General features: G+C 35.4%; 13 protein-coding genes and 2 pseudogenes. 5 read left to right on the top strand and 10 right to left on the bottom strand.

Going from position 1 to position 25,036, the window contains the following annotated elements:
* A complete protein-coding gene (locus tag C3Y93_RS08700; protein ID WP_104852697.1) occupies positions 1-987 on the bottom strand; it encodes an AraC family transcriptional regulator in 987 nt (328 codons plus the stop codon).
* 850 nt (positions 988-1,837) lie between these two features.
* Here C3Y93_RS08700 and C3Y93_RS08695 point away from each other — a divergent pair.
* Entirely contained in the window at positions 1,838-2,770 is a 933-nt protein-coding gene (locus C3Y93_RS08695; RefSeq protein WP_004812228.1) for an IS5-like element ISAha3 family transposase, read from the top strand.
* Between the two features lie 364 nt (positions 2,771-3,134).
* Here C3Y93_RS08695 and C3Y93_RS08690 read toward each other — a convergent pair whose 3' ends face one another.
* The 9 genes and pseudogenes from C3Y93_RS08690 to C3Y93_RS08655 all read right to left on the bottom strand — a co-directional run bounded on the left by C3Y93_RS08690 (position 3,135) and on the right by C3Y93_RS08655 (position 15,114).
* The gene (locus C3Y93_RS08690; protein WP_228153795.1) at positions 3,135-4,343 is read right to left on the bottom strand and encodes an OprD family outer membrane porin; all 1,209 of its coding nucleotides are present in this window, start codon (positions 4,341-4,343) and stop codon (positions 3,135-3,137) included.
* Between the two features lie 462 nt (positions 4,344-4,805).
* Complete coding sequence (gene catA, locus C3Y93_RS08685; protein WP_104852695.1) at positions 4,806-5,726, bottom strand: catechol 1,2-dioxygenase; 921 nt, start codon at positions 5,724-5,726, stop codon at positions 4,806-4,808.
* A gap of 100 nt (positions 5,727-5,826) precedes the next feature.
* Entirely contained in the window at positions 5,827-6,861 is a 1,035-nt protein-coding gene (antC, locus tag C3Y93_RS08680) for an anthranilate 1,2-dioxygenase electron transfer component AntC (RefSeq protein ID WP_104852694.1), read from the bottom strand.
* Positions 6,862-6,872: 11 nt separating this feature from the next.
* On the bottom strand, positions 6,873-7,364 hold the full coding sequence (antB, locus tag C3Y93_RS08675) for an anthranilate 1,2-dioxygenase small subunit (RefSeq protein ID WP_104852693.1): 492 nt from the start codon (positions 7,362-7,364) through the stop codon (positions 6,873-6,875).
* Between the two features lie 2 nt (positions 7,365-7,366).
* Positions 7,367-8,782, bottom strand: a complete 1,416-nt coding sequence (antA, locus tag C3Y93_RS08670) for an anthranilate 1,2-dioxygenase large subunit (protein WP_104852692.1) — start codon at positions 8,780-8,782, stop codon at positions 7,367-7,369.
* Positions 8,783-9,002: 220 nt separating this feature from the next.
* Positions 9,003-9,263, bottom strand: a pseudogene (locus tag C3Y93_RS14450) (ISNCY family transposase); the annotation flags it as partial.
* Between the two features lie 222 nt (positions 9,264-9,485).
* Complete coding sequence (locus C3Y93_RS08665; protein ID WP_104852691.1) at positions 9,486-12,443, bottom strand: site-specific integrase; 2,958 nt, start codon at positions 12,441-12,443, stop codon at positions 9,486-9,488.
* Positions 12,440-14,620 carry a hypothetical protein gene (locus C3Y93_RS08660; protein ID WP_104852690.1) on the bottom strand — a complete coding sequence of 727 codons (2,181 nt, stop codon included), beginning with the start codon at positions 14,618-14,620 and terminating at the stop codon, positions 12,440-12,442. The genes C3Y93_RS08665 and C3Y93_RS08660 overlap by 4 nt, the downstream gene beginning before the upstream one ends.
* Complete coding sequence (locus tag C3Y93_RS08655; protein ID WP_104853263.1) at positions 14,617-15,114, bottom strand: hypothetical protein; 498 nt, start codon at positions 15,112-15,114, stop codon at positions 14,617-14,619. The genes C3Y93_RS08660 and C3Y93_RS08655 overlap by 4 nt, the downstream gene beginning before the upstream one ends.
* A 598-nt stretch (positions 15,115-15,712) precedes the next feature.
* On the opposite strand from C3Y93_RS08655, the pseudogene C3Y93_RS08650 reads away from it, so the two are divergent.
* The 4 genes and pseudogenes from C3Y93_RS08650 to dptH all read left to right on the top strand — a co-directional run.
* Positions 15,713-16,550, top strand: a pseudogene (locus C3Y93_RS08650) (IS5 family transposase); the annotation flags it as partial.
* Positions 16,551-16,878: 328 nt separating this feature from the next.
* Entirely contained in the window at positions 16,879-18,483 is a 1,605-nt protein-coding gene (gene dptF, locus C3Y93_RS08645) for a DNA phosphorothioation-dependent restriction protein DptF (RefSeq protein ID WP_104852689.1), read from the top strand.
* Between the two features lie 2 nt (positions 18,484-18,485).
* Positions 18,486-19,796, top strand: coding sequence for a DNA phosphorothioation-dependent restriction protein DptG (dptG, locus tag C3Y93_RS08640; RefSeq protein ID WP_104852688.1), 1,311 nt, complete (start codon positions 18,486-18,488; stop codon positions 19,794-19,796).
* Positions 19,777-25,032, top strand: coding sequence for a DNA phosphorothioation-dependent restriction protein DptH (gene dptH, locus C3Y93_RS08635; RefSeq protein WP_104852687.1), 5,256 nt, complete (start codon positions 19,777-19,779; stop codon positions 25,030-25,032). The genes dptG and dptH overlap by 20 nt, the downstream gene beginning before the upstream one ends.
* Positions 25,033-25,036: the final 4 nt, after the last annotated feature.

Below are 25,036 nucleotides of genomic sequence, written 5' to 3'. Positions count from 1 at the left end.
TTAGCCATTATACTTTTTTAAAGTTTCAGATGGAAGTTCTCCAAAGCGGTTTTTATATTCTTGTGAAAAACGTCCTAATTGTTGAAAACCACAATCCATAGCAATACTGGAAACATTTTCCCAAGGTTTTATGTTTTTTAAACGTTTATAGCTTTCTTCAAAACGCAGATTACGTAGATATGCAACTGGGGACTGACCATAATAAAGATTAAAATCATGATAGAGTTTTTCGCGTGAAACTCCGAGCATTTTTTCAAGTTCGTTTAGTGTGACCGGTTGAGCTAAGTTTTCTCTGAAAACAATTTCAAGATAATTTAAATAGGAGGGTTTTCCACTGAGTCTACGTTCGAGCTCGAGGCTATAATTATGTGGTTGGGAATTTAATAAAATAGAAATCAGGTTTTTTTCAAAACTATTCCAGATATTTTGAAAATCAAGAAAAGTATAATCATCTAATAAAAAATCCTGAAAACTCGTTGCCAAGTTAAACCATTTTTTAATTGCACCCTGCATAGGAGCTTGAATATCGAAAATTAAAGGTTGAGTCAATTTATAGCCCAATAACTGAGAAAGATGGCTTTCGACTTTTTCTTTGGAAAGTCGAATCATTCTCTTTTGACAAAGAGGCTCTAAAGTCATTGAAAAGGGTTGATTGGGTGAAAATATAGCTGCGACTTCATTAGTAGAATAGATAGTTGATGAATTGAGTTTAATTTCTTGAGTTCCCGAGAATGGTACATTAAAAATATAGCAATTTTTTAGATTATCAATTTTAATATTAGCTAGCGTAGCATATTGAATATTTCCAAAGGTGGTTTCACCGACCCTCACGCCTTCATGCAAAAAATCTAATTTTTTAGGGTCAGGTATATATAGATGATGTGGTCCGTTTACTTTTTTCATCCATGCTTGAATCTCATCTGGATACTTCAGGTTAGTAGAAAAATGTTTTGGTGAAATTTTTTCAAATTTATCTAAATTAATCATAGCTATATCCTTATATACTGATTAAAAATATTTTTTTCTAGAAACACTATTGTCTAGGTGATTTTCAATATATAGCAGATAATGATTTTTTTAAAAACATAATTTTAATTAATATTTATGCTTTTAAAGTATAATAAAATATGTAATTAGTATTCTATTGTTAAGTTGTTAATATGCTATATTATTTTTAATAAAGAAAATAGTAATATTTACCTTCAGTTAAATAATATTATAAGTTTATAAAAATTTTAAACTCTAAAATCCAGTAGATTGATTTTAATGGTCTTTACCTATTGGCTGAACATTATTAAAACTTTGTTGCTATGTCAGGAAGAATTATTCTGAATAGCTGAGACGATTCTCTAGTCAGCAGAAGCCACTATATTCAGTGAAAACCCATAATTTTATTCGGTTTCATGCTAGCGAGGAAATCAGTGCCGATACTCTGAAGGAATTATTAAGATCTTCTAAATCAAATACATATGAAGCATTTTAGACCTATTGCGATACCAGCTCTTTGTCCTATTTAAGGAGATATCGTTTGTATCAAGTCTATAAAGTGTTCTCATCCTCAAGTACCCATAAAAAACTTTGATTTCACAGCTAGCATTTCAATGGGGACTAAGCATTTAGGTCGATTCTCTCAAGAATATCATGAAGAATTTGGTTAAAAATCAAGAGAAACAAAAGTAAGTTTAAATAATCTGTGAATTAATGATTTTATGAGAAAAAGCCTGATCTAGATCAAGCTTTAGATAAAGAGTAGAGTTACATATGCTATTTTTTAATTTCTAATGGCTTTGTTGCACAAAGCTATTCTTGAAGGCTTCTTCAGTAATATAATTTCCAGATGAAGAAGCCTACACCTAAAATCTATCGTACAACCAATTGGTCCTCGTATAACCAAGCTTTAATCAAGCGAGGAAATATTTCAATCTGGTTTGATCCTAAGACGCAATGGTATGCACAACCACAAGGCAAGCAAGGACGAAATCAAACTTATTCCGATACAGCGATTCAATGCTGTTTAATGATCAAATCTCTATTCCGTCTTTCTTTACGTATGGTTACTGGCTTTGTTCAAAGCCTGATTAAACTCTGTGGCTTGAATTGGACAGCACCAGATTACTCCACCCTTTGTAGACGACAAAAGCATATTGATATTGCGATAAGCTATCAGAAAAGTCATGATGGGTTACACCTACTTGTCGACTCTACGGGTTTAAAGTTTTTAGGTGAAGGCGAATGGAAGCGTAAAAAACATCAGCCTGAATACCGTCGGCAATGGCGTAAACTGCATATTGGTATAGATGCTGAAACACTGCAAATACGTGCCGTTCAGCTTACTACAAATAATGTCAGTGATTCACAAGTACTAGGTGATTTACTGGATCAAATTCCACTAGATGAGCGAATAGATTCTGTCTATACCGATGGCGCGTACGACACGAAGTGCTGCAGAAAAGTGATTTCAGATCGTCAAGCACATGCAGTAATTCCACCCAGAAAGAATGCCAAGCCCTGGAAAGATTCTAAAATAAGTTCAATAGAACGAAATGAGTTACTTCAAACGGTTAAACATTTAGGTAGAACCCTATGGAAAAAATGGTCGGGTTATCACCGTCGTAGTTTGGTGGAAACCAAGATGCATTGCATCAAATTATTAGGTGATAGGCTGACGGCAAGACATTTTCAAAGTCAGGTCAATGAAATTCATGCGCGTGTGGCAGTTCTGAATAGATTTACGGAATTAGGTAGACCTCGCACCCAAGTTGTGTCTTAAATTTGAATGGATTGGGGAGAACTCAGCTTTTGAATGTTTATGCAACAAAGCCATTTCTAATTGGTCTTGAGATTTTGAGCATTCACTTAACACTTTTAAGCTCAGGCCAAAAATCAAAATTAGTGTTCCTAAAAAGCGCCTAGAATTGCTCCAATTCAACCAATTCTTTGTCTCCATGAATACCTACTGTGCGACAAGAAGGGTAGGAAATAGCAGCTAAAGGTAGCAATTGCGATCTGGACATCAATCAAGTAGATCGTAATTCCCCAAAAAGGTAGTCTAGCATTCAGAAAACCCACCACAAAAATAAGCTAAAGACAATCTGAAAAGAATAACGATAGTATTCATACTTAGTCCTCTTAGATTAGAATTTTTTACTGTAATTTATAAAGAAACGATTCTCTGTAAAATCTGTACCATGTTTAACGTTGTAATCAAGCAGGAGATATTGCAAAGACAGACCTTTTAAGTAAGGCTGCTGAAATGAATAACTACCTATTAAATTTGTTTCGCTTTCTTTATTTTCACGGCCATCGGCTGTTTTAAAGTCACGGCCAGCTACATATTTGACAGTGGTGTTTAATCCAGGAATGAAGTCTTTAAAATCATAGGAATAAATGAAGTGGTAGGATTTTTCATCTTTTTTAAAGAAGCCAGTTGCATTCCAGTTAATAAAATATGGTTCTGGTAAAAGGCCATCTAATAAAGGATAGGCGGAATCTCCTATAATTTGCTGGTAACCTAAGCCTATGCTGTGGTTGTTTATTTTTAGGGTTTCTAGCATGCCTATATTTTGTGCATCGATATTTAGTTCGTCATTTTCTTTTTGCGCATTAAAATATTTTAGTTTTGAAACTAAAGAAAAATCCTCAGCCTTCCATAGGTGTTCTACTCCTAAATAATGCTTATGGTACAGGTTTTCCAGATAACCAAAATAGTATTCTGTTTTAAGCTGGGGTGAGAATTGATAACGCAAGTCAATATAGTTCAGCGCATCGGAAGAGTAGGTAAGCCCGCCAGAAGTGTAAGAAAACTTACGGAAATCTTCCTCATTTCTTGGGGAAAACTTGGTGATATGTCCTAGTTCAAGTTGCAGTTGGTCATTTATCTGTGAACGTAGATTTCCCCCCCAATAAGAATTGAGCAATTGGCGGCTACCATCTACTGTGGTGAGTGGCAGATCTAACCACAGTTCTCCCAAACTCACTAAAGTCTCTTGATAGCCCAGTTTTAAAGTGGCACCATATTTAAAATAATCAGCAGCCTGTGTCTGAGTGACAGGGTCGAATGGCAGGATACCATCAGACACATGTTTGTCAGAACTGAGCCGGACTGCATATTGAGTTGAGGCATTAACACCGATGGTAACGGGATTACCATCAACGCTTACCGGTGTTTCTTTCATGTGAGAGGTATAGAAAAGGGAGGCAGATTGTGACCAACTCCCGCTATCTCTTACCACCTCAGAGTCAAAGTTCCGTTCAATATAAGCATTTTTAAATGTAAGCTTCCATTCTGGCTCTACGGGCTGTGCTTGCCCTGAGAGACTGACTCCACTTAAAAGACTAAGCATGGCAAATGTTTTTGTTAACGTGATATTTAACTTTTGTCTAGATGTTATCATCTGCATTCCTTTGCGAATCAAAAAATTTTGCTATTATTTTGAGTGAGCTTAAAAAAAATAGGCTTATCTCTAAGACTTATTGAATGCTTTCTGCTTTAAATAAACTATCCAGAAATTCCTAAAAATCATCCATTTTTTCCAAATTAGCTGGATAACAAACGGATCAAATCAAGTAAAAGGTCACTCTGTCTCACCTTAAGACAGACTAAAAAAGTAATGCTAATGAGTAGAATTAAGCTGCTTTTTTTAGGAAAGAAGTTTGTGACAGAGCTTCAGAGCGAATAATAAAAATGGAATAAATATAATTTTTCTTTTAAACTTAAACTAAAGATAGGAAAACAGAGTTTTCCTGTTAATAACAGATACTTGAATCAAGTAGTGTGCTTGATTCAAGTGAAAGATTAAAATTGCTTAAGCACAGAGGCGACGACGCTCTACCTCAGCTGGTGGGGCATTTTCAACATCTTTCAGCAGTTTGAAGTTAAAGCAAATAAATTTAAAGGGTTTGTTTAGACCACGACGCTGAATTTCAGCTGGATCAGTCACATCTACAGCGGTAGCTACCAAACCTTCTCGAGTGGCAAAAGCAAAGTCATCCCACAGATACTGGTCACCTTCGATATTAAATTGTGTGGTGAGTTTACGGTAACCCGGTGCTGACACAAAATAATGCACATGTGATGGACGATTGCCATGACGGCCAAGCTTGTTCAGCAGTGCCTGAGTGGTTCCTTCTGGTGGGCAACCATAGCCGACGGGCATGGTGGTTTGTGCGACATACTTGCCCACTTGGTCGGTAAAGATAGTACGACGCAAGTTAAACTCAGATTGTGACTTATCAAAAAAGGAATAATTACCCAGACCATTGGCATGCCAGATTTCCACCTTGGCATTTTCAATGAGCTGCCCCTCCGTGTCAGTTACCGTCCCCTCAATGATCAGTGTTTCTACATCTTCGGATTCAGAACCGTCATCCATCCGTGCAAAACCGACTGATTCTGGTGCGCCAGCAACATATAGCGGACCTTCAATAGTACGCGGAGTGCCGCCAGTAAGGCCCGCTTGTAAATCGATTTCATCAGCACGCAGGTCTAAAAAGTGCTCTAATCCTAGACCTGCGGCAAGCAAGCCTAACTCATTGGATTGTCCTGCATCGGTCAAATATTCTAAACCTTTCCATACTTCAGAGGGTTGAATATCCAGCTCATCAATCGCCTGAAATAGGTCTGTGACTAGACGCACAATAATCTTCTGTATACGTGTGTCGACGGGACCAGTGGCTGTGTCAACATTCATTTGCTTAACTAGATCACTAATTTGTTCTCGATTCATACTATGTTCCTTAAGTATAGATTTGATTAAATTTATAAAGCTGATGCTCTATCCATGAGGTGTTTTAAATTTCAGATACTGTTTTTGAAATATTAATGTTTTAAAGACGATTCACCGTATTACTTTGTAAGAACTTTTCACTATAAATGCGATAATCTTGTAAATCATGATCTTCTAACCAGTCTTTTACTGCTTCAATCATGGGGGGAGGGCCACACAGATACATATCAAATGCTTGTTCTGCAAGTTGGTCTCTATTTAAATGATCTTGAATATAGCCTGTTTTACCAGTCCAACTTTTTGAAGCCTGACTAATAATCGGCTGATAATTAAAATGAGGAATACGCGAGGAATACTCGAGCAATCGCTCTTGCTCGCATAAATCCATTTCCTGATTTACTCCATAATAAAGGTATACAGGAGGAGCATCAGGTTTCTCGGCAATATTATCTAGCATTCCCAAAAATGCAGATAAGCCGGTTCCACCAGCAATAAAGACCAAAGGACGCTTTACTTCACGTAAATAAAAACTACCTAAAGGGGCTTCCATGAAGATAGTTTGCCCAATCTTACAGTCTTGTCGTAAATAATTACTCATTACACCGTTTGGCAGTAGGCGAATTAAGAATTGTAGCTGATTAGTTGGATTGGGCCGATTGGCAAAAGAATAGGAACGCCAGTCCTGAGAATCAGGAATTTGCAAACGTGCATATTGACCTGGTAAAAAATTTAAGGGGTACTTATGACTGCTTGCATCAACATGCAGAACAGCAATGGTTTCAGAAATCAGTTCTATTGCGGTCACTGTGGTAGCTATTTTGAGTGATTTACTAGCATTGCATAAGGCTGAATCGTGATCAAAATAAAATACTGCATTCGAGCTAACCCGGGTTTGGCAGGCCAATATTTTACGTTCGTCCAATTCTCGTGTGCTTAATGCTTCTTCATCTACATACTCCTGTTGATAGGAGCCAATTTCGCACTGACCTTTACAAGTTCCACATACACCTTGACGGCAGTCCACAGGCAGGGTCAAACCCTGACGAATTGCTGCATCAAGCAGCAATTCGTCATCATGTACAGAAATGAAAAAGGTTTTACCATCCGCAAAATTGAGCGCCACTGAATGAGTCATACTTTTGATCCTTAAACATGATAAAAGTCTAAGACAGAGTCAATTTTGTCATTCAGCAAGATCGTATGCTGACGGCAGATACGGAAACTGTCTTCATTTCTACGTAAGGTATAGGTGGCATGACCATAAAAACTGCCTTCCAAACCTTGACGATTGTATAGGGTATGCCATGCCACTTTTGCTTCAATTAAGCCATCATCCAGTTCTTTGACCCGCACATTCTTAATCATGTGCAAAGTGCGTGGTAAAGGAGTTGCAGAGGCAGCCTTACCAGTACGAATACGAAATATTCGGTCTTCTAAGCCTGTACGATCCTCGTAATAAATGTAAGATAAGCCCTGATTGGGATCTTGGATATAGTTATGGTCATCGATCCACTGCGGAATATGGTATTCACTATCTTCATCATAAAGTTCAAGATAAGCATCCCAATCATAGGTATCACATAGCTCAGCTTTTTTAATTAAAAACTGAGAAACAGCGAAGTTAAGTTCAGCAGTCATGATTACACCTCTTCCTTGGCAATATCTTGCTCAAAAGTCACATCTTTCATTTTTAAGGCTTTTTTATTTAAACCGCTTAGCATCAAGCGTTGCCATTGACCGTGTTGGTTGACATATAAGCCTTCATGGGTGAATTCACGTCCAGTAATGACAGGTCTAATATTTAAATCTTGAGCATTTTTAGTGATACCGTATTCCCAAGTATGGTGACCTCGAGAAATATCACTCCAGCGTTCAAGACGTGCTTGAAAGCCTTTTTGTTGTTCACGGAATTCCACCAAATCATCTGGTGTACCTAAACCTGACACATTAAAAAAGTCTTCAAACTGGCGAATGCGGTTACGACGCGCTTCGGTAGACTCTCCTTTAACCCCAATACATTGGCTAATCACTTCTGTTTTATTCCATGCCACAGGACGGATGATTCGTAACTGAGAGCTGATTTGATCCATAAAGAATAGGCTAGGATACAAATTCAGATTTCTTAAACGATGCATGGCCCATTCCGCACGCTTTTTCCCATATTTTTCCAAAAGATAAGGCATTACTGTGCTATAACCTGGGCGGACGGTCGGGTTTGGCATATCACTGAAAAGAACACTGTGTCCATTTTTAAAACTAAACCAGCCATCATCAGTCTCAGAATCTCCAGCGCCAAGTTTACTGTAATCCAGCGTGTCTAAATCGGCTCCATTTTCCACATTCATTTGTTGGCGATGTTTCACTGTAGCGACATAGTTATAGTGCACAGTACTAACGTGATAACCATCTAGGCCATTTTCATTTTGTAGTTTCCAGTTGCCTGCAAAAGTATAGGTCGATTTACCTTGTAATACTTCAAGCTCACCTGTTGGTGACTGTTCTACCATTAAATCGAGAAAGACTTTAGCATCCCCCAAGAAATCTTCTAAAGAATCTGTCGCTTGGCTATCTAAACTGACAAATACAAAACCACGATAGCTGGAAACTCGACCTTGTTTAAGACCACGTGTGGTTTTATCAAAGTGCTCACAATATTCACCTGGAGCCTTGACTTTAATCAGGCGACCATCTGATTTATAGGTCCAGGCGTGAAAAGGACAGGTAAATGTAGCCTGATTTCCCTTACTTACACGTGTCAGGGTGGCACCGCGATGTTCACATGCATTAACCATCGCATGTAGCTCACCATTACTATCACGACTAATAATCAGAGGTTGGCGACCAATTTGAACTGTTACAAAATCATTATTATTGGGTATTTCACTTTCATGACAGGCGTAAATCCAGACTTTTTCAAAAATTTGCTCCATCTCTAAGTCAAATAGTTCAGCTTCAGTGAACATTTCTCTAGAGATGCGATACACGCCATCGTGGGGGCGAAAATCAAGACAATTTTTAATGAAGTCTTGCCATTCAGTAATACTGCGTGAGGTCATTGTTATATCCTCTAGTCCATTAGGGTATTGCCCCCATTGAAGCGAAAATTACCCTCAAGAACTATCCACATTCTTTAGAACTTTATTCATTTTTTATGGTTCTAATTAGTTTTGATAGAATTTCATTTTTAAAGAGCTTTTTAAAAGAAAATTAACTTTGAGGATACGAGCATTTCAGATGTTTATGACGGATAATCTATAAATTGGCTGCTATCATCTAAGAACGCAGGGTTTCTATCGAAATATCAAAACCATAAATGGTAGTCAGCTTTTCAGGTACTAAAGTGGGTCCAAAACCATGAAATTGCTCAGCAACCAGATAGAGACATTTAAGTCTGAGATCTTCAGGAAGTTAAGCAATATTGGTTTGGCCACGCGAGCAGACCTTGAGCTATATGTTTTTGCAATAAGCTTATGACCTGACGTTCTGAAATTGTAATAGCTGAGCAGTCTAGAACTAGGTTATGCGTTGAGTACAGATTTCCTACAAGATCGACAATTGTTTGTTCTTTACCCGACATAAACACCAACATCTCAAACCGCCTGCTAATAAAATGGCAAAAGTGTGTATTCTAAAATCGGACATTTTTACTTGGGAAAAATCGGAATTTCTATTTGGGGCTTACAATAAGTATATATTAATATAAAAACAGTAGCTTATGAGTGGTACTCTGGTTTACATATAGCTTTCTGTTACAGAGCTCTAAAGGTTGAAAATAATCATGAGATACATCAGTAGCTTAAATACACCTAGTGCCTTCGCATCTTTACACTTAAAACAAAAAATAATTCGTTGCTCATCTTTATTTAAGCTGAAGTTCTCTGCCTGAAGTGTTAAATCCTGTAATGTCTTTTGGAGCTTTGTCTTGCTCTGCTGAGACAGTTCTAAATGGAGATATTTTTTAGGAAATAAGCAGCTGATAAAAGTAAGAAATTTTTTCAGTTGCCATTTTTCATTCAGTTCAAAGATTAACTGGGGTGAATTGGGTTGCACTTTTTCAAGATAAATTGAGTAGATTGCATTGAGCTGTTTTTTATATTTACTTTGTGCACTTGCATAACGCTCCTGGACATAGTGAATGACCTTTTTTTCTTCTTGATTGGTTGGCAACGTGGTAATTAATGCAGCAGGATTTTTCCTTAAAAAGTCCGAGGTAAATAACCTTGATGATTTTTTTTGGTTTATACAGGAGGTTTTCAAATGCAGCGCTCTAGCACGTAATTCTTGTGCGATTTGCAACGGAATGGATTCAGGTAATTGAAGCTCCTCCTCTTTTTCTACTGCAAGAATGTGATGTAATAGTTCAAAAGTCATCTCTGAGTCATGAGCTCCCAGCATCAGCGAATCAGGAGTTTTTTGTTGTTCTGGTTGATATTGATGATCATGTCGCTTGTAGCGATCTTTAGTGAGCTGGTCAAATAAAAACTGTTTGATAGCACGTTGCTGAACAGGAAATTTAACGGAGTCATCGTGTTTTATGATATTAAAATAAGCTTCTTTAGCAAGAGGACTTTCAATTTGATTCAGCTGATAGCTAATTGCCAAGTGCATGAAATGTAAATAACTTGAGCATGTTGTTTCAGGTGTTAAATGTCCCGCAAAATGAGAAAATGCACACCAGGTTTGCTGAGTATTTTTGTTTCGTAACAGGGCATAGCGGATGCGCAACTGTTCACTTGGCGTATAGTCGGTAAACGCATCAGCAAGAGCTGAGTTTTTTAAAATCAGATAGAGATGATTAAATGCGGAATGGCGTAGACTATGATAAGTAAAATTATGCTCACCAAAAAATATCTGAACCAGATTTTTAAGTAGAGAATTCACTTCATTTTCATGAGTTTCTTCCAGTGATTGTTTTAAAAATAGTGGTTGTCCAACTGATTTACCTTGTTCTTTTAGCAGACGTTTTCTATTCAGGCTATATGCTTTGAATGCCTGTAATTCCTCAGTTTTGAGTAAGTGATGGAGAGGGATTTTACGATAGGCAGAATAGCTTTTTTGATTTTTATTACGATTGTTGCGAATAGTGAGTATCACTGCATCTTCAGTAATAAATAGATCGCGTACGAAAATATTCAGTGTTTCATTGATCCGTAATCCGGCTCTAAAGCCTAGGATGAATATTAATTTAAATATATTTTTATCTCGAATTGGAATATTTTGCGTCTGTTCGAGCTGCTGTAGCATCTTGTGGAAAAGATGCGGTGAGATTAATGCTGTTTTACATATTTTGGGTTGTATTAAATTATCTAGAGTGACAGCGGGTGCTTGAAAAAATACGGTCTGTTTGTGATGAAACTCACTTAGACGTTTCTGTAAAGTTGCTCGAACTATTTCTCCTTTTAGTAAAAGCATTTCTCCATAGAGATCTTCAAAATCAGCGCTGGTAAATGATGTAATCTCTTTACCTTGTGTTGCCTGCAGCCAATGGACGGCAAATTGTGAAAACATAGTCTTCAGAGAGCTTTGTTGGAGCGGCTGAAAATCTGCTCGCATAAGCTTGCGCTTAAATCGTTGCTGCTGCTCAATAATATGATTGAGATGCTCCAATTGGGGATTGGTTAATTTTGAGCGAAGAATGGTCCAGAACAATAGACGCTCCAAGTTAGGAGGTTGTTTCTTGGCATATAATTCTATGAGTTGATCGCTATAGTTTTTTGCGCGAATAGCATGACGTATTTCTCCTAAAATGTCTGTGACGTCTACTATCATGGAGGTTGTAGATTGCCCCTGAGGACTTTCATAAATATTCTGAATCGTATGGGGAGATATAGATTCAGGCTGATTAAAATAAGCTACTAATTGTTTTTCGAGAGGACTGGAACTGTAAATTTCATTTTTTAAGATACAAATGGACATTTGATCCAGCCCACTGTTTTTCAGAAATTGTGTATAGTAGAAACCGTATTTTAACAGGTCCTTACAACGAACTTTTTCTTCAGGAAAACATTCGACAATACAAGCATTAATCAGTTGTTCTGCGTTATCAATGTCCGAAAATAAATCAAATTTTTGGTGTTTTAATCTAAATATCCAGCATTTCACAATATCGTGCAGTACAAATGTTTTGGTATAGCTAACTGAAAATTCAGGGTTATTAATACGCTGATTACCAAAGTGCTGATTTGGGACTTCTAACGAAACAATATGATTCGAGTCTAAGAAGCTTTGAAATTTATTAGTTTTTAAAATAATTTTTAAAAATTTTTGCAATTCTTTATCGTTGTAAATGCCATTGAATAAGATGGAGCTAATCAAACAGAAGCCGAGTGACTGGGTTGGACTGAAGTTATTAGATTTTGCCCAATAATCAATCATATTTTTGACAAATTGAGTAACCTTTTTACCATATTTCAAGGTTTCAATATTTTGCTGTGGTGACGTTCTTTCATGTCTCACGGGTGCGGCCGGCACTGGATAATTTTGACTCGCTGACAGATTAAAGCGCTTGATATATTTAGCAAATTCTACACGTGCCATTTGATAGCTGCGGATATTGGATTTGCAGTGCTCTAAAAGCCGGTCATCAACTTGCCGGTAAACTTCAGGATAATTTTCAGGTGTCAGTTCTGAGCATTTTTCGCTAAATAGTTGCAGATGAAACGCTTTTTTTGCTCTATATTTCTTTAATCGTTTGAGCGAGTGAGGATGTTTGCTCATGTAATCATTATTCCCGTGAAATTTGACATGCTTTTAAGCGCTAAGGTTTTGACCAACTTATCTTGTGCTGCTCTAATTTGATCGTAATCCGTTGTCTGAAAAGCTGAATAGCGGTCAAACAGTTCTTGCATGGGCTCATCGTGACCAAAGATGCCCTTAACTACATCTTCATTACAGTATTGGGCAAAAAAATAACGAGTAAAATGACGGGTCCAATTACGTTGTAAGGCTATTTCTGTACAGTATTTTTGAATATCAGAGAGTTCCAGATTTCTGATATATTCTTTTGAGTCATAAAATAAGAGTAAGAGACGCTTGCCATCGAGGACCTCATGAATTGCTTGTACTTTTTCTTGATGTAGATAAGCTTTAGTGAGGGAGAGAAAGTGTTTTAAATATTTTAGGTAATACTGTATTTCATCACGAAGATAATCATTAAACGGTAGATATCGCCCAATGGTGCCCGAATAACGCTGCTCTTTATCTGCAACAGCCATCAATTGATTGTCGAGGTCAATATAATCTAGATTGGGTGGGAAAGATTCGCTTGGTCGTGCCGACGTGATGAGCATACAAACATGCCACAGCCAGAGTGAATAATGATTTAACGTCTGAAAGGGATTTGGATTATTCCGAACTTGATGGTCAAGCTGGTAAAAAAAGGACTGGACAAATGGAAGATCAGGTACTTGCTGACTGCCAAACGTAATTGGAGATTTAAATTCCTCAATATATTTATTGTCAAGCTGAGGAAAAACCAGATCAAGGGTTTGAATGTAGACATCTAGAATATCAGTAATTCTTATTGAGAAGTAATGGCATGGTGTGTAGTTGTTGACATTTTCTCCTGCCATTAATTTGCTTTCTAACTCATATCCTAGTTCATTCAGCGTAATATCACTGATTAAACGCGGAAGATTTTGAGCTGTTAACGGAAAAGTAAGATTATTACTGATTCTACGTAGATACTCCTGTACCTCAGAAGCAATATCGGCTTTATCCCACTTCTTTAGTCGAAGTATCTGATCCAAATAAACTTTAGGTAAGGGAATAGTAAAAGAATTACCAATATTGAGCATATATTCTTTTAAAAATGTATCTTTAAATTTAGAGCTATCAATACTTTGACGGAAAAAACAGTTTTCATGACTAAAGCGGATTTCTTTACTTTTTGAGTTTAGAAAGAAACGCGTTCGTAATACTAGTAGCTCTTCATAATGCGTGAAACTAAGTACTGAGAATAAAAGTAAGGCATGAATTGGAGAGTTTTCTGCTTGTTCAAATAAAATGCGCATAACATATTGTGCAGTAGGCAAATCGAAAACTCGGGGATTTGGCTTACTCATTAACTCATTCTTGTTTTTATGTAAAACCCTGTTCTTGAGATTATTAATTTGAGCTGTAATAGAGCATTGCTCTAGTGAGTTAAACTCAAAATTATGATCTTCAACAGTTTCTAGGATTTTCTCTTCAATAGGCAATTTTGCCACACCACGTTCAAAATGAGTTTGATAGGTTTTTTCATCGTCAAGCGTTATTTTTGATGTCTTTCTAACATCAGTTTGAGGTGGTTCTTGGGCGCTTGGACTGCTTTCCCGATGCCTTTTTTGACGATCTGATTGCGTATGCGCATAGGTATAAATAACGCGGATATTTGCCAGTTGACCTATTTGCTTTGTTGTTAAATTTGGTGTGGAGCGTTCAACTAACTCTTTATTCTCTGTTTCAGCTTTATTTAAAAACTCAAGCAGATCCTCTAACTCCATAGGGAGAGCTGGTAAGAAGTTATAAAGCCAATGATACTCCCGCTTTGTGCTGGCTAAACGAAAACGCATACAAAGATTAGCTACGGTGGTTGCATGTTCTTTGCTATCAAGCAATTCAATACATTGAGTATTGAAAATAGCCCATTTTAGGGCATTAGCTTGATATGCCGAAGGGGTGTTAATGACTGCGATAAGATAGTGAACTAGTGGATACTCACTGATTGATTTTTCTGCAAGTTTTTGATTTATTATATTGTGAAGTTCAATAATTTCAGGAGGTTTAATGAAGTCATTGAGTTTGATTGAATTTTGAAAATTTTCTAGCTTTGCTTCTGCAAGTGCTCTATAGAAGTTTCGAAACGGTTTAAGTTTTAATTCCAGAGTATCTTCTAAGTAACTATATCCATTCATGATAAAATTCCTGCTAGAATTTTATCTAATGATAGTGAGCCTGTATAATTTGAAACAGAACTGACGGGGCTTTTCGATTTTGGTAGTTCTGCTAATTCTCGTAGATGATTTATAGTTAAAATTCTCTGACCAAATACTTCTTGAAGATGTGCAGCTAAATATTGTTCATTCAGCCAGTCTGCAAATATATCTAAGCCTTGGATTGAGTGATGTAATCCAGAACACAGTAATGTCCTTACTTCACTTAAAGCCTGAATGGTGAATTCGTAGGAATTATTTTTTTCATAAGCTCTGAACTTAAATTCATTTTTATTCTTGTTGTAAAAATGGGCATAGATCCACCTAAAATGGCTGCTAAAAAAATAGAGATCAACTTTGTCTGTTGTAAAAATAGGAATTTCGACTTTTTGTTGAAAAGTTAAATCCAAGTGATAGTTTTTCTGTTTCTTATTAAGCTGGAAAAATAAAGAGATCCAGATTTGATACGCATGCATGCATTTTGGATAACACATTAATTGCATATTTTTTGTTGCAGTTATACGGTAATTTTTAATATTTTTCTCTTTTATAGACATAAATTATGTCTCCCCTGGATGTGCATAATGGCGAAGAGTAAAATAATATTAATATTATTCGATTTTATGTTTTTCAAAATTTAATTTTTATTTTGTTGTCAATTTGTAAAAATTATAATATATTGTTTTCTGATAATTTTTTGGTTTATTTTTCTATATTTTAAAAATATTTTTTATGAAGTATTTTTTATTGCTTGTGTACACTGGAATAATATGTTGTTATATTGATTTTATTCTTTTTATTTTTATTTAAAGCGAGAACTTGGGTTATTATGTAATCTAATTCGTAGATAAAAACTAGATTAAAAAGATGCTTGAAAACTCTCAGAGGGTTACAAGACAACCTAGACTTTCAGACACGTTACCTTGAAGAGAGATTGCTCTAAATTATTTTATGGATAGATTTAACTACGTTGCTTGTATATAAAAATCAGAAGATTTAGGGCTTTGTTGCACAAATCTCTGCTAAAGGCTTATTCAGCAATATAATTCCTAGATGAATAAGCCCGCACCTTAAATCTATCGTACAACCAACTGGTCCTTCTACAATCAAGCTTTAATTAATAGAGGAAATCTCTCGATCTGGTTTGATCCTAATACTCAGTGGTATACCCAATCACAAGGTAAACAAGGACGAAATCAAACCTATTCCGATAAAGCAATCCAATGCTGACTCATGATGAAATCTCTATTTCGACTCTCTTTGCGTATGGTCACAGGCTTTGTTCAAAGTCTTATTCAGCTCTGCGGTTTAAGTTGGACAGCACCCGATTATTCCACCCTTTGCAGAAGGCAAAAGCATATTGATATTGCAATTAGTTACCAGAAAAGTCGTGATGGACTACATCTATTCGTAGACTCTACTAGCTTAAAGTTTCTAGGTGAAGGTGAATGGAAGCGTAAGAAACATCAGCCTGAATACCGTCACCAATGGCGAAAACTGCATATTAGAATAGATGCCGAAACGCTGCAAATACAGGCTGTTCAGCTGACGACGAATAATGTCAGTGATTCACCGGTACTAGGGGATTTACTCGATCAGATCCCTAAAGATGAGCAAATTGATTCAGTCTATACGGATGGAGCTTATGATACAAAACGATGTAGACAAGTGATTGCCGATCGGCAGGCCTATGCGGTGATTCCTGCTAGAAAGAATGCCTGGCCCTGGAAAGATTCTAAAATCAGTTCAAGAGAACGAAATGCGTTACTTCAAACCGTTAAACATTTAGGCAGGAGCATATGGAAAAAATGGTCAGGCTATCATGGTCGAAGTTTGGTGGAAACCAAGATGCATTGCATCAAATTATTGGGAGAGAAACTCAGTGCACGGAAATTTGCAAAGCCAGGTCAATTAGATTCATGCACGTGTGGCAGTACTCAATCAGTTTACAGAATTAGGCAGACTTATCAATTAAATTTCAATGGTTTGAGGTAAATCCAGCTTGTGAATGTTCATGCAACAAAGTCGTCATTAAGTGAAAAAATTTTAAAATATAAAAGATCTTTAGTCCTATTGAATTGGATTAAAAATCATAAATTTATCATAATATGGTAGAAAGAAGTTCTAGCCTAAAAAATTAATGGCTAATGAAGAGTCTAAAGAGAAAACTATTCAGAAAATATGTCTTTATTAAGCATAAGTTTGTTTGAAAAACTTGAATATCATGTAGGGGGAGTTAAGTGCAATTCGTTGAGGCCTTAAGTGTTTTATCTAAATCATCATCCTTTGCTGTTTCTACTGAAAGCGATAGAGATCTAGAATTATCCAAAATCAAATCTGATCTTTATGTTGAGATGCCTATAGAAGAGGACTTTTTTTCGTTATTAGAGCAAATTGATGCGAATTCTAGATGCGTTATTTTTTTATGCGGTAGTAGTGGAGATGGAAAGTCTGAACTGATGCTGAGAGCCAAGCAGAAGTATGCGAAACCATTTATAAAATTTCATTTAGATGCGACACATAGTTTTGAACCTCATGACAATGCGACAGTCACCTTAAATAGAGTTTTTGAAGACTTTCTAAATGGTAACCATTCATTGGTCATTGGAATCAATATTGGAATGTTGGGAAATTATGCAGAAGATGCAGAACAACAAATTATAAAAAATAAATTAAAAAACTATTTAGAGAAAAATGAAAATACGGAAGATTTTAAATTTGTAAATTTTGAAGATTATCCAAAATTTGAAATTACTGAAGAGGGCTATAAAAGTGAGTTTATTACTAGAGTTTTGAGAAAAATAACTTCTCCTAGTTCTATGCTCTACAAGCTTTATATGAAAGATGAACTGCAAGGAGTAAGTAGCTCTGATCATTTTAAATTTGTAAATTATAAAATGTTATGTAATCTAAAAATTCAGGAAGTCCTCATTGAGTTATTGTTAAAAGTTAGATTATTTAGAAATCAATTTATTACATCAAGAACATTTCTTGATCTGATTTATGAGTTAATAACAAAGAAAGATTATCTTTTTAATAATCTATTTTCCTGTAATGAAAATGAAATTTTGGAAAAGGTAATTGAATTTGATCCTTCAAAATTAAGGACAAAGGCTATTGATCGATTTATTATAGCGTATGAGTTAAATAGTCTTTCTACTAAGTTTGAAGAGTTTAAGGGTGATTTAAAAAATGATTTAATGATCAGTGATTTAATTTGCTCTAATGCGTATATTAGACTGTTCTACATCTTAAAATTAGTGGATTTAGGGAATAATTATCACAAACAATTTTCTGATGATTTTGAAGAGAGTTTACTTATAGATTATTTAGAAATATATAGGCATCATATTTACTATGATACAGTTAGATCTCGCCCAGTACTTCGTAATTTTTATAATAAAGAATTAATTAGTGCAATTAGAGGTTATATTAATAAAAAAGCACCGTACTTAGATGATAATCAATTTCTTTTGGTCGAGTATGGTGATTATAAAGTTATTTCCAATCTAAAGTTGGCTCCAAATTTTTCTGAAATTCAGAAGAATAAATTTAAAAAGGGTAGAGGGTTCTTCGATGCGAATATTACTATTAAAGGATTTTCAGAAGATGGGAATGATCCTAATTTGAAATTTAATCTTGATATCAATCTCTACGAGTTGTTCAGTAAATTAAGAGCGGGTTATCGACCAAATAAAAATGATAGAAGTGTCGTAGTTGTATTGAATGAAATTGTAAATCGATTACTAGTTTTTGCAAATCAATCAAACCAAATTAGTTTTAAGTCAGCTTCTTCTGAAGTTAAATTTATTCGTGAAGAAGACTGTATAGAAGTAGGGTACTGAAAATGTATTTGAAAGTTGATCTAAAGCCAGCTAGTAACAGTATGGCAAGTTTTTATCCTATAAGTACTAACGAAAATAGTAATGATTTTGACTGGGAAGTCGTAACGACTTTATTCTTATGTGAACTTTACGGATTGCTCGCTGAAAAAAAGTTAAATAAATTGAAAGATAATCTTGATCAATTTTATAGAGACATAGAAGAGCAGTTTAAAGCAGATCTATTGAATGAAGAAGCTTGGGAGATGATTAATAATATTTATTTTAAAGAAAATAATATCGCTAAAATTTCACCAAAATTAAGAATATTTTCACTGACTGAAGAATCTCAAGGGATATCAGCTGAGAAAAGAATAGTCGCTCTGTTAAAAACACTTTTTAAAAATGAATTTATCTATAGTAATGATGTTGCGAATTTAAACTTCATAGAGAAAAAAATTTATGAAAAGTTTGAAAGTATCTTTCCAAGTAAGTATCCAAATTACGATGGTTTGATTACTTATCTACCGAAGTTATCTTCAATTTTCTCCGATGATTTAATTTTTCTTACTAATCATTCGAAATATTTTTTAGAGAATATACAATTATTTCTGGAAATGTATACATTTTTATATACCGCACAATTATCGATTGTGATAAATAGCTGGAAGGAAGCAAATGAGCCAGATATAAAAGACTGTTATTTTATATTAGATACGGAAAAAGCAAGTCGAGAAAGAGCTTCACTACAAAGAAGTGGGTATAAATTAGTAGAGAAAGGTTTAGATGCTATTTTTCCAACCTTGGCACTTTGTGAAAGTTTAGAAAGTAGTGAAGGTCATAAATATCCCTTATGGAAAGTAGTTACACTGTTACAAGATGATGATTTTCCAAATTTGGAAGCCTATTTTCATACTTTTATAGAAAATAGAAACTTGACAATAAACAGTGATAAATTCGACACAATTGATTCTATTTTAGAAGCTTTGCATCAGGTTTATAAAGCTCAATTTGCAAAAGGTGAAACAAGAGCAAGTCGTAATTCAAATGTTGTACGTACAGTAAAAAACATTATTTTAAAACCATTTACTCAAATTAGGGGTAGTGCAGGTACAGTTTTTGTACTTACCCAAGAATATTTATTGCTATTAACAAATCTTGTCATCGGTGAAAGAGATAAATTACGTCTGTATGAAGTAATCAAAGAATTTGAGCGAAGAGGAATTTTCTTTGATAAAGAAAGTAGAAAAGCTTTGGTTGGTTTTTACGAACGTTTAGGTAATGTGGAAAAAATGAGTGATAGTGGGGATGCGATCTATGTCAAAAAAACAATATGAAGATTTTTTAGTTGAGTTATTTTTTGATTGGGCGCAAAACAACTTAACGACTGGTGAAAAACTGCACTTCAAATCACCTGATGATGAAAATAGTTTAAAACTTTTCCAAGCTTTTTGCCGTAAATCTGAATTTTATTTTCTTTTACATGATGAGCAGATCAAGTATTTTGTTTTAAATGAACACAGGATTATCCCAGTCTTACATTCAGATACCGGCTCAGGATATTCAGAAAACTATATTTCATATTTACGAGATCAGGTGTCAAGCCAAATTGGCGAATTTAAAGATTCCATTTTGTTGATCATTCATAACTCATCTCTTGATACTTTAAATAATTCATCTAAAGATTTGACATTAACGGATAATATTTGGAGTCCTCAAGCTATTTATGATGCTTTATTGAGCTTCATCAATGAAAGTTCCTTTAAAGATCATGAGATTTCCAAGCAATTACTGAGCCATCAATTTGAGCTCATTTGTGCTGATGGCGCAACCATGTTTGGTTTTAGGGAGTTATTTAATGCCGTTCAGGACGGTACAATAGAATTCAATGAACTAGGTTATTTGAATGATACAGCATTACAAAATTGGCATCAGGCAAGCACTCCTCAAATTGAGAAAAGATTAGATGAGAACAAACGACTTAAAGAAGACATAGAGTATATTATTGAACAATTTCCAACTGAGTACGTTGAAAAGTTAATTGATTTAGATTTTAGTGAAAAATTCATCAATAAATTTTTTTCAGATAATGATTTAGATTCATGGAGAACAACGCTAGATTTTGGTGAGTGTCAGCAAGAGAGACAAAAAAATGCTGTAGATCTTATAGAGTTTTTTGACTTAAATACTTCAGCCAACCAATATTATCATCGTACGAAGGGAGTAGCTTCTCAAAAAGGCAGCTCCTCTAGTCGTGATCATCATTTAATACTGGAAGTTAGTCCAACTCAGACAATGATCGATCTGGAACTTATTTTTATTAAAGGACAATTATCTGAAGAAGAAATAAAAATCTCACCTAAATTTAGAAAGTTATTGAGTTATAAGGTGAATAATCGTTCCGCTAAAAAAACAACCTTAAGTTTAGAGACTGAGTTTAAAGGAATACCGAAATATCTTAATTTCGAGATTAAGAGATCAAAACCTAAAGAATGCTTTAAATTTAGAGTTCTATTGGTTCCACAGAATATTTTTCCTATACATTCATTTCAGGATAAGTTCTTATTGGTTCCTAATAAAGAATTTATTATTTTAGAAACTGATCAATCAGAATTTATTTTTAATACTACGAATGAGGCCACTTATACCTTATCTCAGTCTGGTGAAAAGGTTGATGCCTATCAGTTTGGGACTGTGGTTTATGAGCGTTTATTAAATACAGAAGAGCAGGTTAATTTCGTACTGAATGCAGGAGAGCATGCATTAAGATTTGAAATTCAAGGTATTCTTTCGGTCTCAAGCCTCAATCTACCAGTCATTTTTAATTTAGACTCTTATAAATATTTCTTTGATGATGAACTTTTCGGTATTTATAACAACAAGAGTTCTAGGATTTCATTCTTGGGTCGAGAATACAAATCAAAAGGTGAGTATAAGAAGTTACTGGAATTAGAAATCGATCTTATTTCAGAACAAATACTCTCAACTGAAACTGTACGTGGTGGAAAAATATATCTTAAGGATTTAGCACCCGCATATTCAAATCTCAGCCAAGCCTACACACAGCTTTATGATTATCTTAAGACGAGAAATACAGTGTTAAGTTTAGTCACATGGGGCTCAGAGTTTAGGGAAATTGTAAAAAATGTAGTGACTGAATATGTGAAGTGTATACATGAAATTCCTACAGAACGCTTACTTTCAAATGATGCAAAAAATCTTGTTAATTTAGGTTTTTGTAGTTTGGATGGAAAGGAATATATCTCACCATTTCATCCATTAAACCTTTCTTATTTCCTTAACTTAGTGAATGAGTATTTGGCTGATTCCTCCGGATCTTTTCAAACTCTACACAATACGACTTTACGTAGGTTAAGTGCAGAAGGACTCATTCCGTTTAATTGGCATGCTGATCATGACTTTAGCTATAGTCAAGCGGTATCCGAACATCCTATGTGGCTTCAGGTTATTCCTCAAAAACAAACACAATTAAATTATATAAGGCCTCTCGTTCGCCAAAAAACATCTGAATTTGTGGAAGCTTTTAAAATTCTCTTCCATCAAGGAGAACGAGATACTTTATTAATTAACTCTATTAATAATGGATTTAATCAGGAGGTATTCTTAGGTTTAGTTGGTTTTATACAAAAACTCAAACCGAACGAAGTTCCTAATATTCATGTCAATTTATATGATGATGAATTAATCACAACTTATTTTGATGAAGTTGCTGATACTGTTAGCCAAATGAAGCTCAAACAGTTATGCAAATTGTCTTTATTGGATAATAGCGCAGATCAGATTGCTGACCTGATTCGAAGAAGGGTGACGTACAGTAAATTTGAAACCAAAGATGATGAAAACTTCAAATATGCACATTTAACCTTTGTTCGAAATAATACGCCTGTTGAAGTTGCTAATGTGGATTTAAGAGCAGAAAAAACAGGAATCGCATGTAATGCCTTGTTAGCGGGTGAGACTTCTTACCATCAGCAAGATACATATTTTACGACTGCTGGTTTAAAGGGTATTCAGTGTGATAAACCTGTGCTTCAAATTGTCCAGAGGTATAGTGCTTTAAGTCATGCAGCATGGAAAAATCAGAATTTCTATGAGTCTAATGGTTTATCTCTGAAAGTCTCAAATCATTTACAGAGACTTCTTGATCATGCTTATGACGATAGTTTATGGACGGTAATCATAGATCCAAAAGTTACCTTGGACTTCTTTAAAACTCAACAAGATGTAGTTCTCATACATTACTCGGATAACTATACAAATTCTGCTCATTATGATGCGATTACAGTCACGAAGCGCCGCGATCTTTATGATCAGATTTTGAGCCAAGGTCAGTCGGGGAGAATTGATGAATTTAATGCCTTTAATGGAGAATGGCTGTTAAAAATGCTGACTCTTCCTGAGAAGGATCGTAGAGAAAAGAAAAGTATTATCGCAGCTTATAAATATGTGAATTCTCTCTTATATGAGAGTGATATTACTTGGGTTCCACTCAGTGTCGCCGAGATGATCCGTGTGTCTGGTAACGTTGGCCTTAAGATGAGCGAGTCTGATTTTAGTACATACTGCCAAGGCAAAAAATATGGTGTCATTTCTGATGATGTTTTATTTGTAGGATTTAAAGACCGGCAGATGTTTTTACTTCCTTTAGAGGTGAAAGTAGGCCAAAAACAAAAGCATGATAAAGGGATTCTTCAGGCACAAAAATTAAAAAGATACTTAGAAACATGTCTGTTTGGCCGTCAAGATTTAGTAGGGCATTTGTATCGAGGCTTATTCATTCGTCAAATTATGATGCAGGTTGAAAAGTATCAGCTTTATCAAACTTACCCGGATCATTATTTTGATCAATTACTTGATAATCGAGAGTGGTGGTTAGCTGGGCATTATCAGTTGGCAAATATCGAGAGGTACCCTAAAGGCTTTGTTTTAGCGTTTGTAGAAAGTGATACATTCTTCCAAGAAGACTTTACCCTAGAACAAGATATTCTAGTCATCAAACTTCCTGGTGCTTGCCAAAATAAGTTTATTTCTACGCCATTGAAAGATCTGTTTAAACAAGTGGATAGTAAAAATTTATTTAATATTCCTGAGCGATATATTTTAAATGGCGACACATCATATGTGGAGATCGATGCAAACGATACAACAGAAGAAGTTGATAAAGATCAGGATAAATGTGGCGAACAGACGGGGTTATTGGAGTTTATTCCCCAAGATCTTCAACCGACTTTATTTGACTTCAGTACGGATATGATTAAATCTGAGCAATCTGAGCAATCTGAGCAATCTGAGCAATCTGAGCAATCTGAGCAATCTGAGCAATCTGAGCAATCTGAGCAATCTGAGCAATCTGAGCAATCTGAGCAATCTGAGCAATCTGAGCAATCTGAGCAACCTGAATCAAATGTTGTGAGACCTCTGCAGATTCATTTTGGTGAGAATGCCATCACGCATGAGCAGCTATATTGGGAGCCAACGAATACTGCCAAGTTTATGAATACCAATACAGGGATTATTGGCACAATGGGTACAGGTAAAACTCAATTTACCAAGTCACTCATTACTCAGCTCATGCAGAATCAGTCGAGCAATGTGAATTCTGCATCTATAGGTATGTTAATTTTCGACTATAAGTCAGATTATGTTGATGATGAGTTTGTAGAGATCAATGCTGTAAAAAGACATAAACTTTATAAATTACCTTACAACCCATTAAGCTTATTTGGTGATACACCAATGTTGCCGGTACATACGGCACGTGGTTTTTCAGACACTATGGCGAAAGCATTCGGATTAGGTGTCAAACAGCAGGCAATCTTACGTAAATTAGTGCTAGATGTTTATGAGCATGCTGGAATTGATAAGGCCGATTCATCTACATGGCAATTACCAGCACCAACAATTAAAGATATTTGGAATTTATTTGAAGCAACAGACCCGTCGATCGATTCATTGTATGCGGCTCTTGAGAGCTTAAATGAACTAGAAATCTTTGAGTCAGATAATAGTCAATGTTCTAGTCTATATGACTTACTGGATGGGGTATTAGTCGTTGAGCTAGCTGGATACCCACCTCAAGTGCAAAATCTTGTCGTGGCATTGACACTGGATCTGTTCTATTCACAGATGCAGAAAAAAGGTAAACCACAGGTTCAAGGTGATTATAGACAGATTACAAAAATGATTCTCGTTGATGAAGCTGATAACTTTATGTCGCAAGACTTCCCAAGTTTACGTAAAGTTCTTAAAGAAGGGCGTGAGTATGGTGTAGGTGTAGTTTTATCCACGCAAGATATTACGCACTTTAAGACTGGGGAAAATAACTACTCAGCGTATATTTTGACTTGGGTAATACATCGGGTAGCACAGATTAGCAACGGTGATATTAAGGCGATTTTTAATATCGATGATAAATCAGAGCAAGAACATTTAATGGAAACTGTTCGTAAACTCGATAAGCATTATAGCTTGTATATTGATGGTCATAAGAAGCTAGTGAAGATGAAAGACAAAGCCTTTTGGGAGCTATGTCAACAGCTTGAAGTTTCTTAAAAGG

This window comes from Acinetobacter sp. SWBY1 (assembly GCF_002946595.1).
In the GTDB taxonomy this organism is placed as follows: Bacteria; Pseudomonadota; Gammaproteobacteria; order Pseudomonadales; family Moraxellaceae; genus Acinetobacter; species Acinetobacter towneri.
The sequence above is the reverse complement of the archived record's forward strand: the minus strand, read 5'-3'. Positions and strand labels throughout refer to the sequence as shown.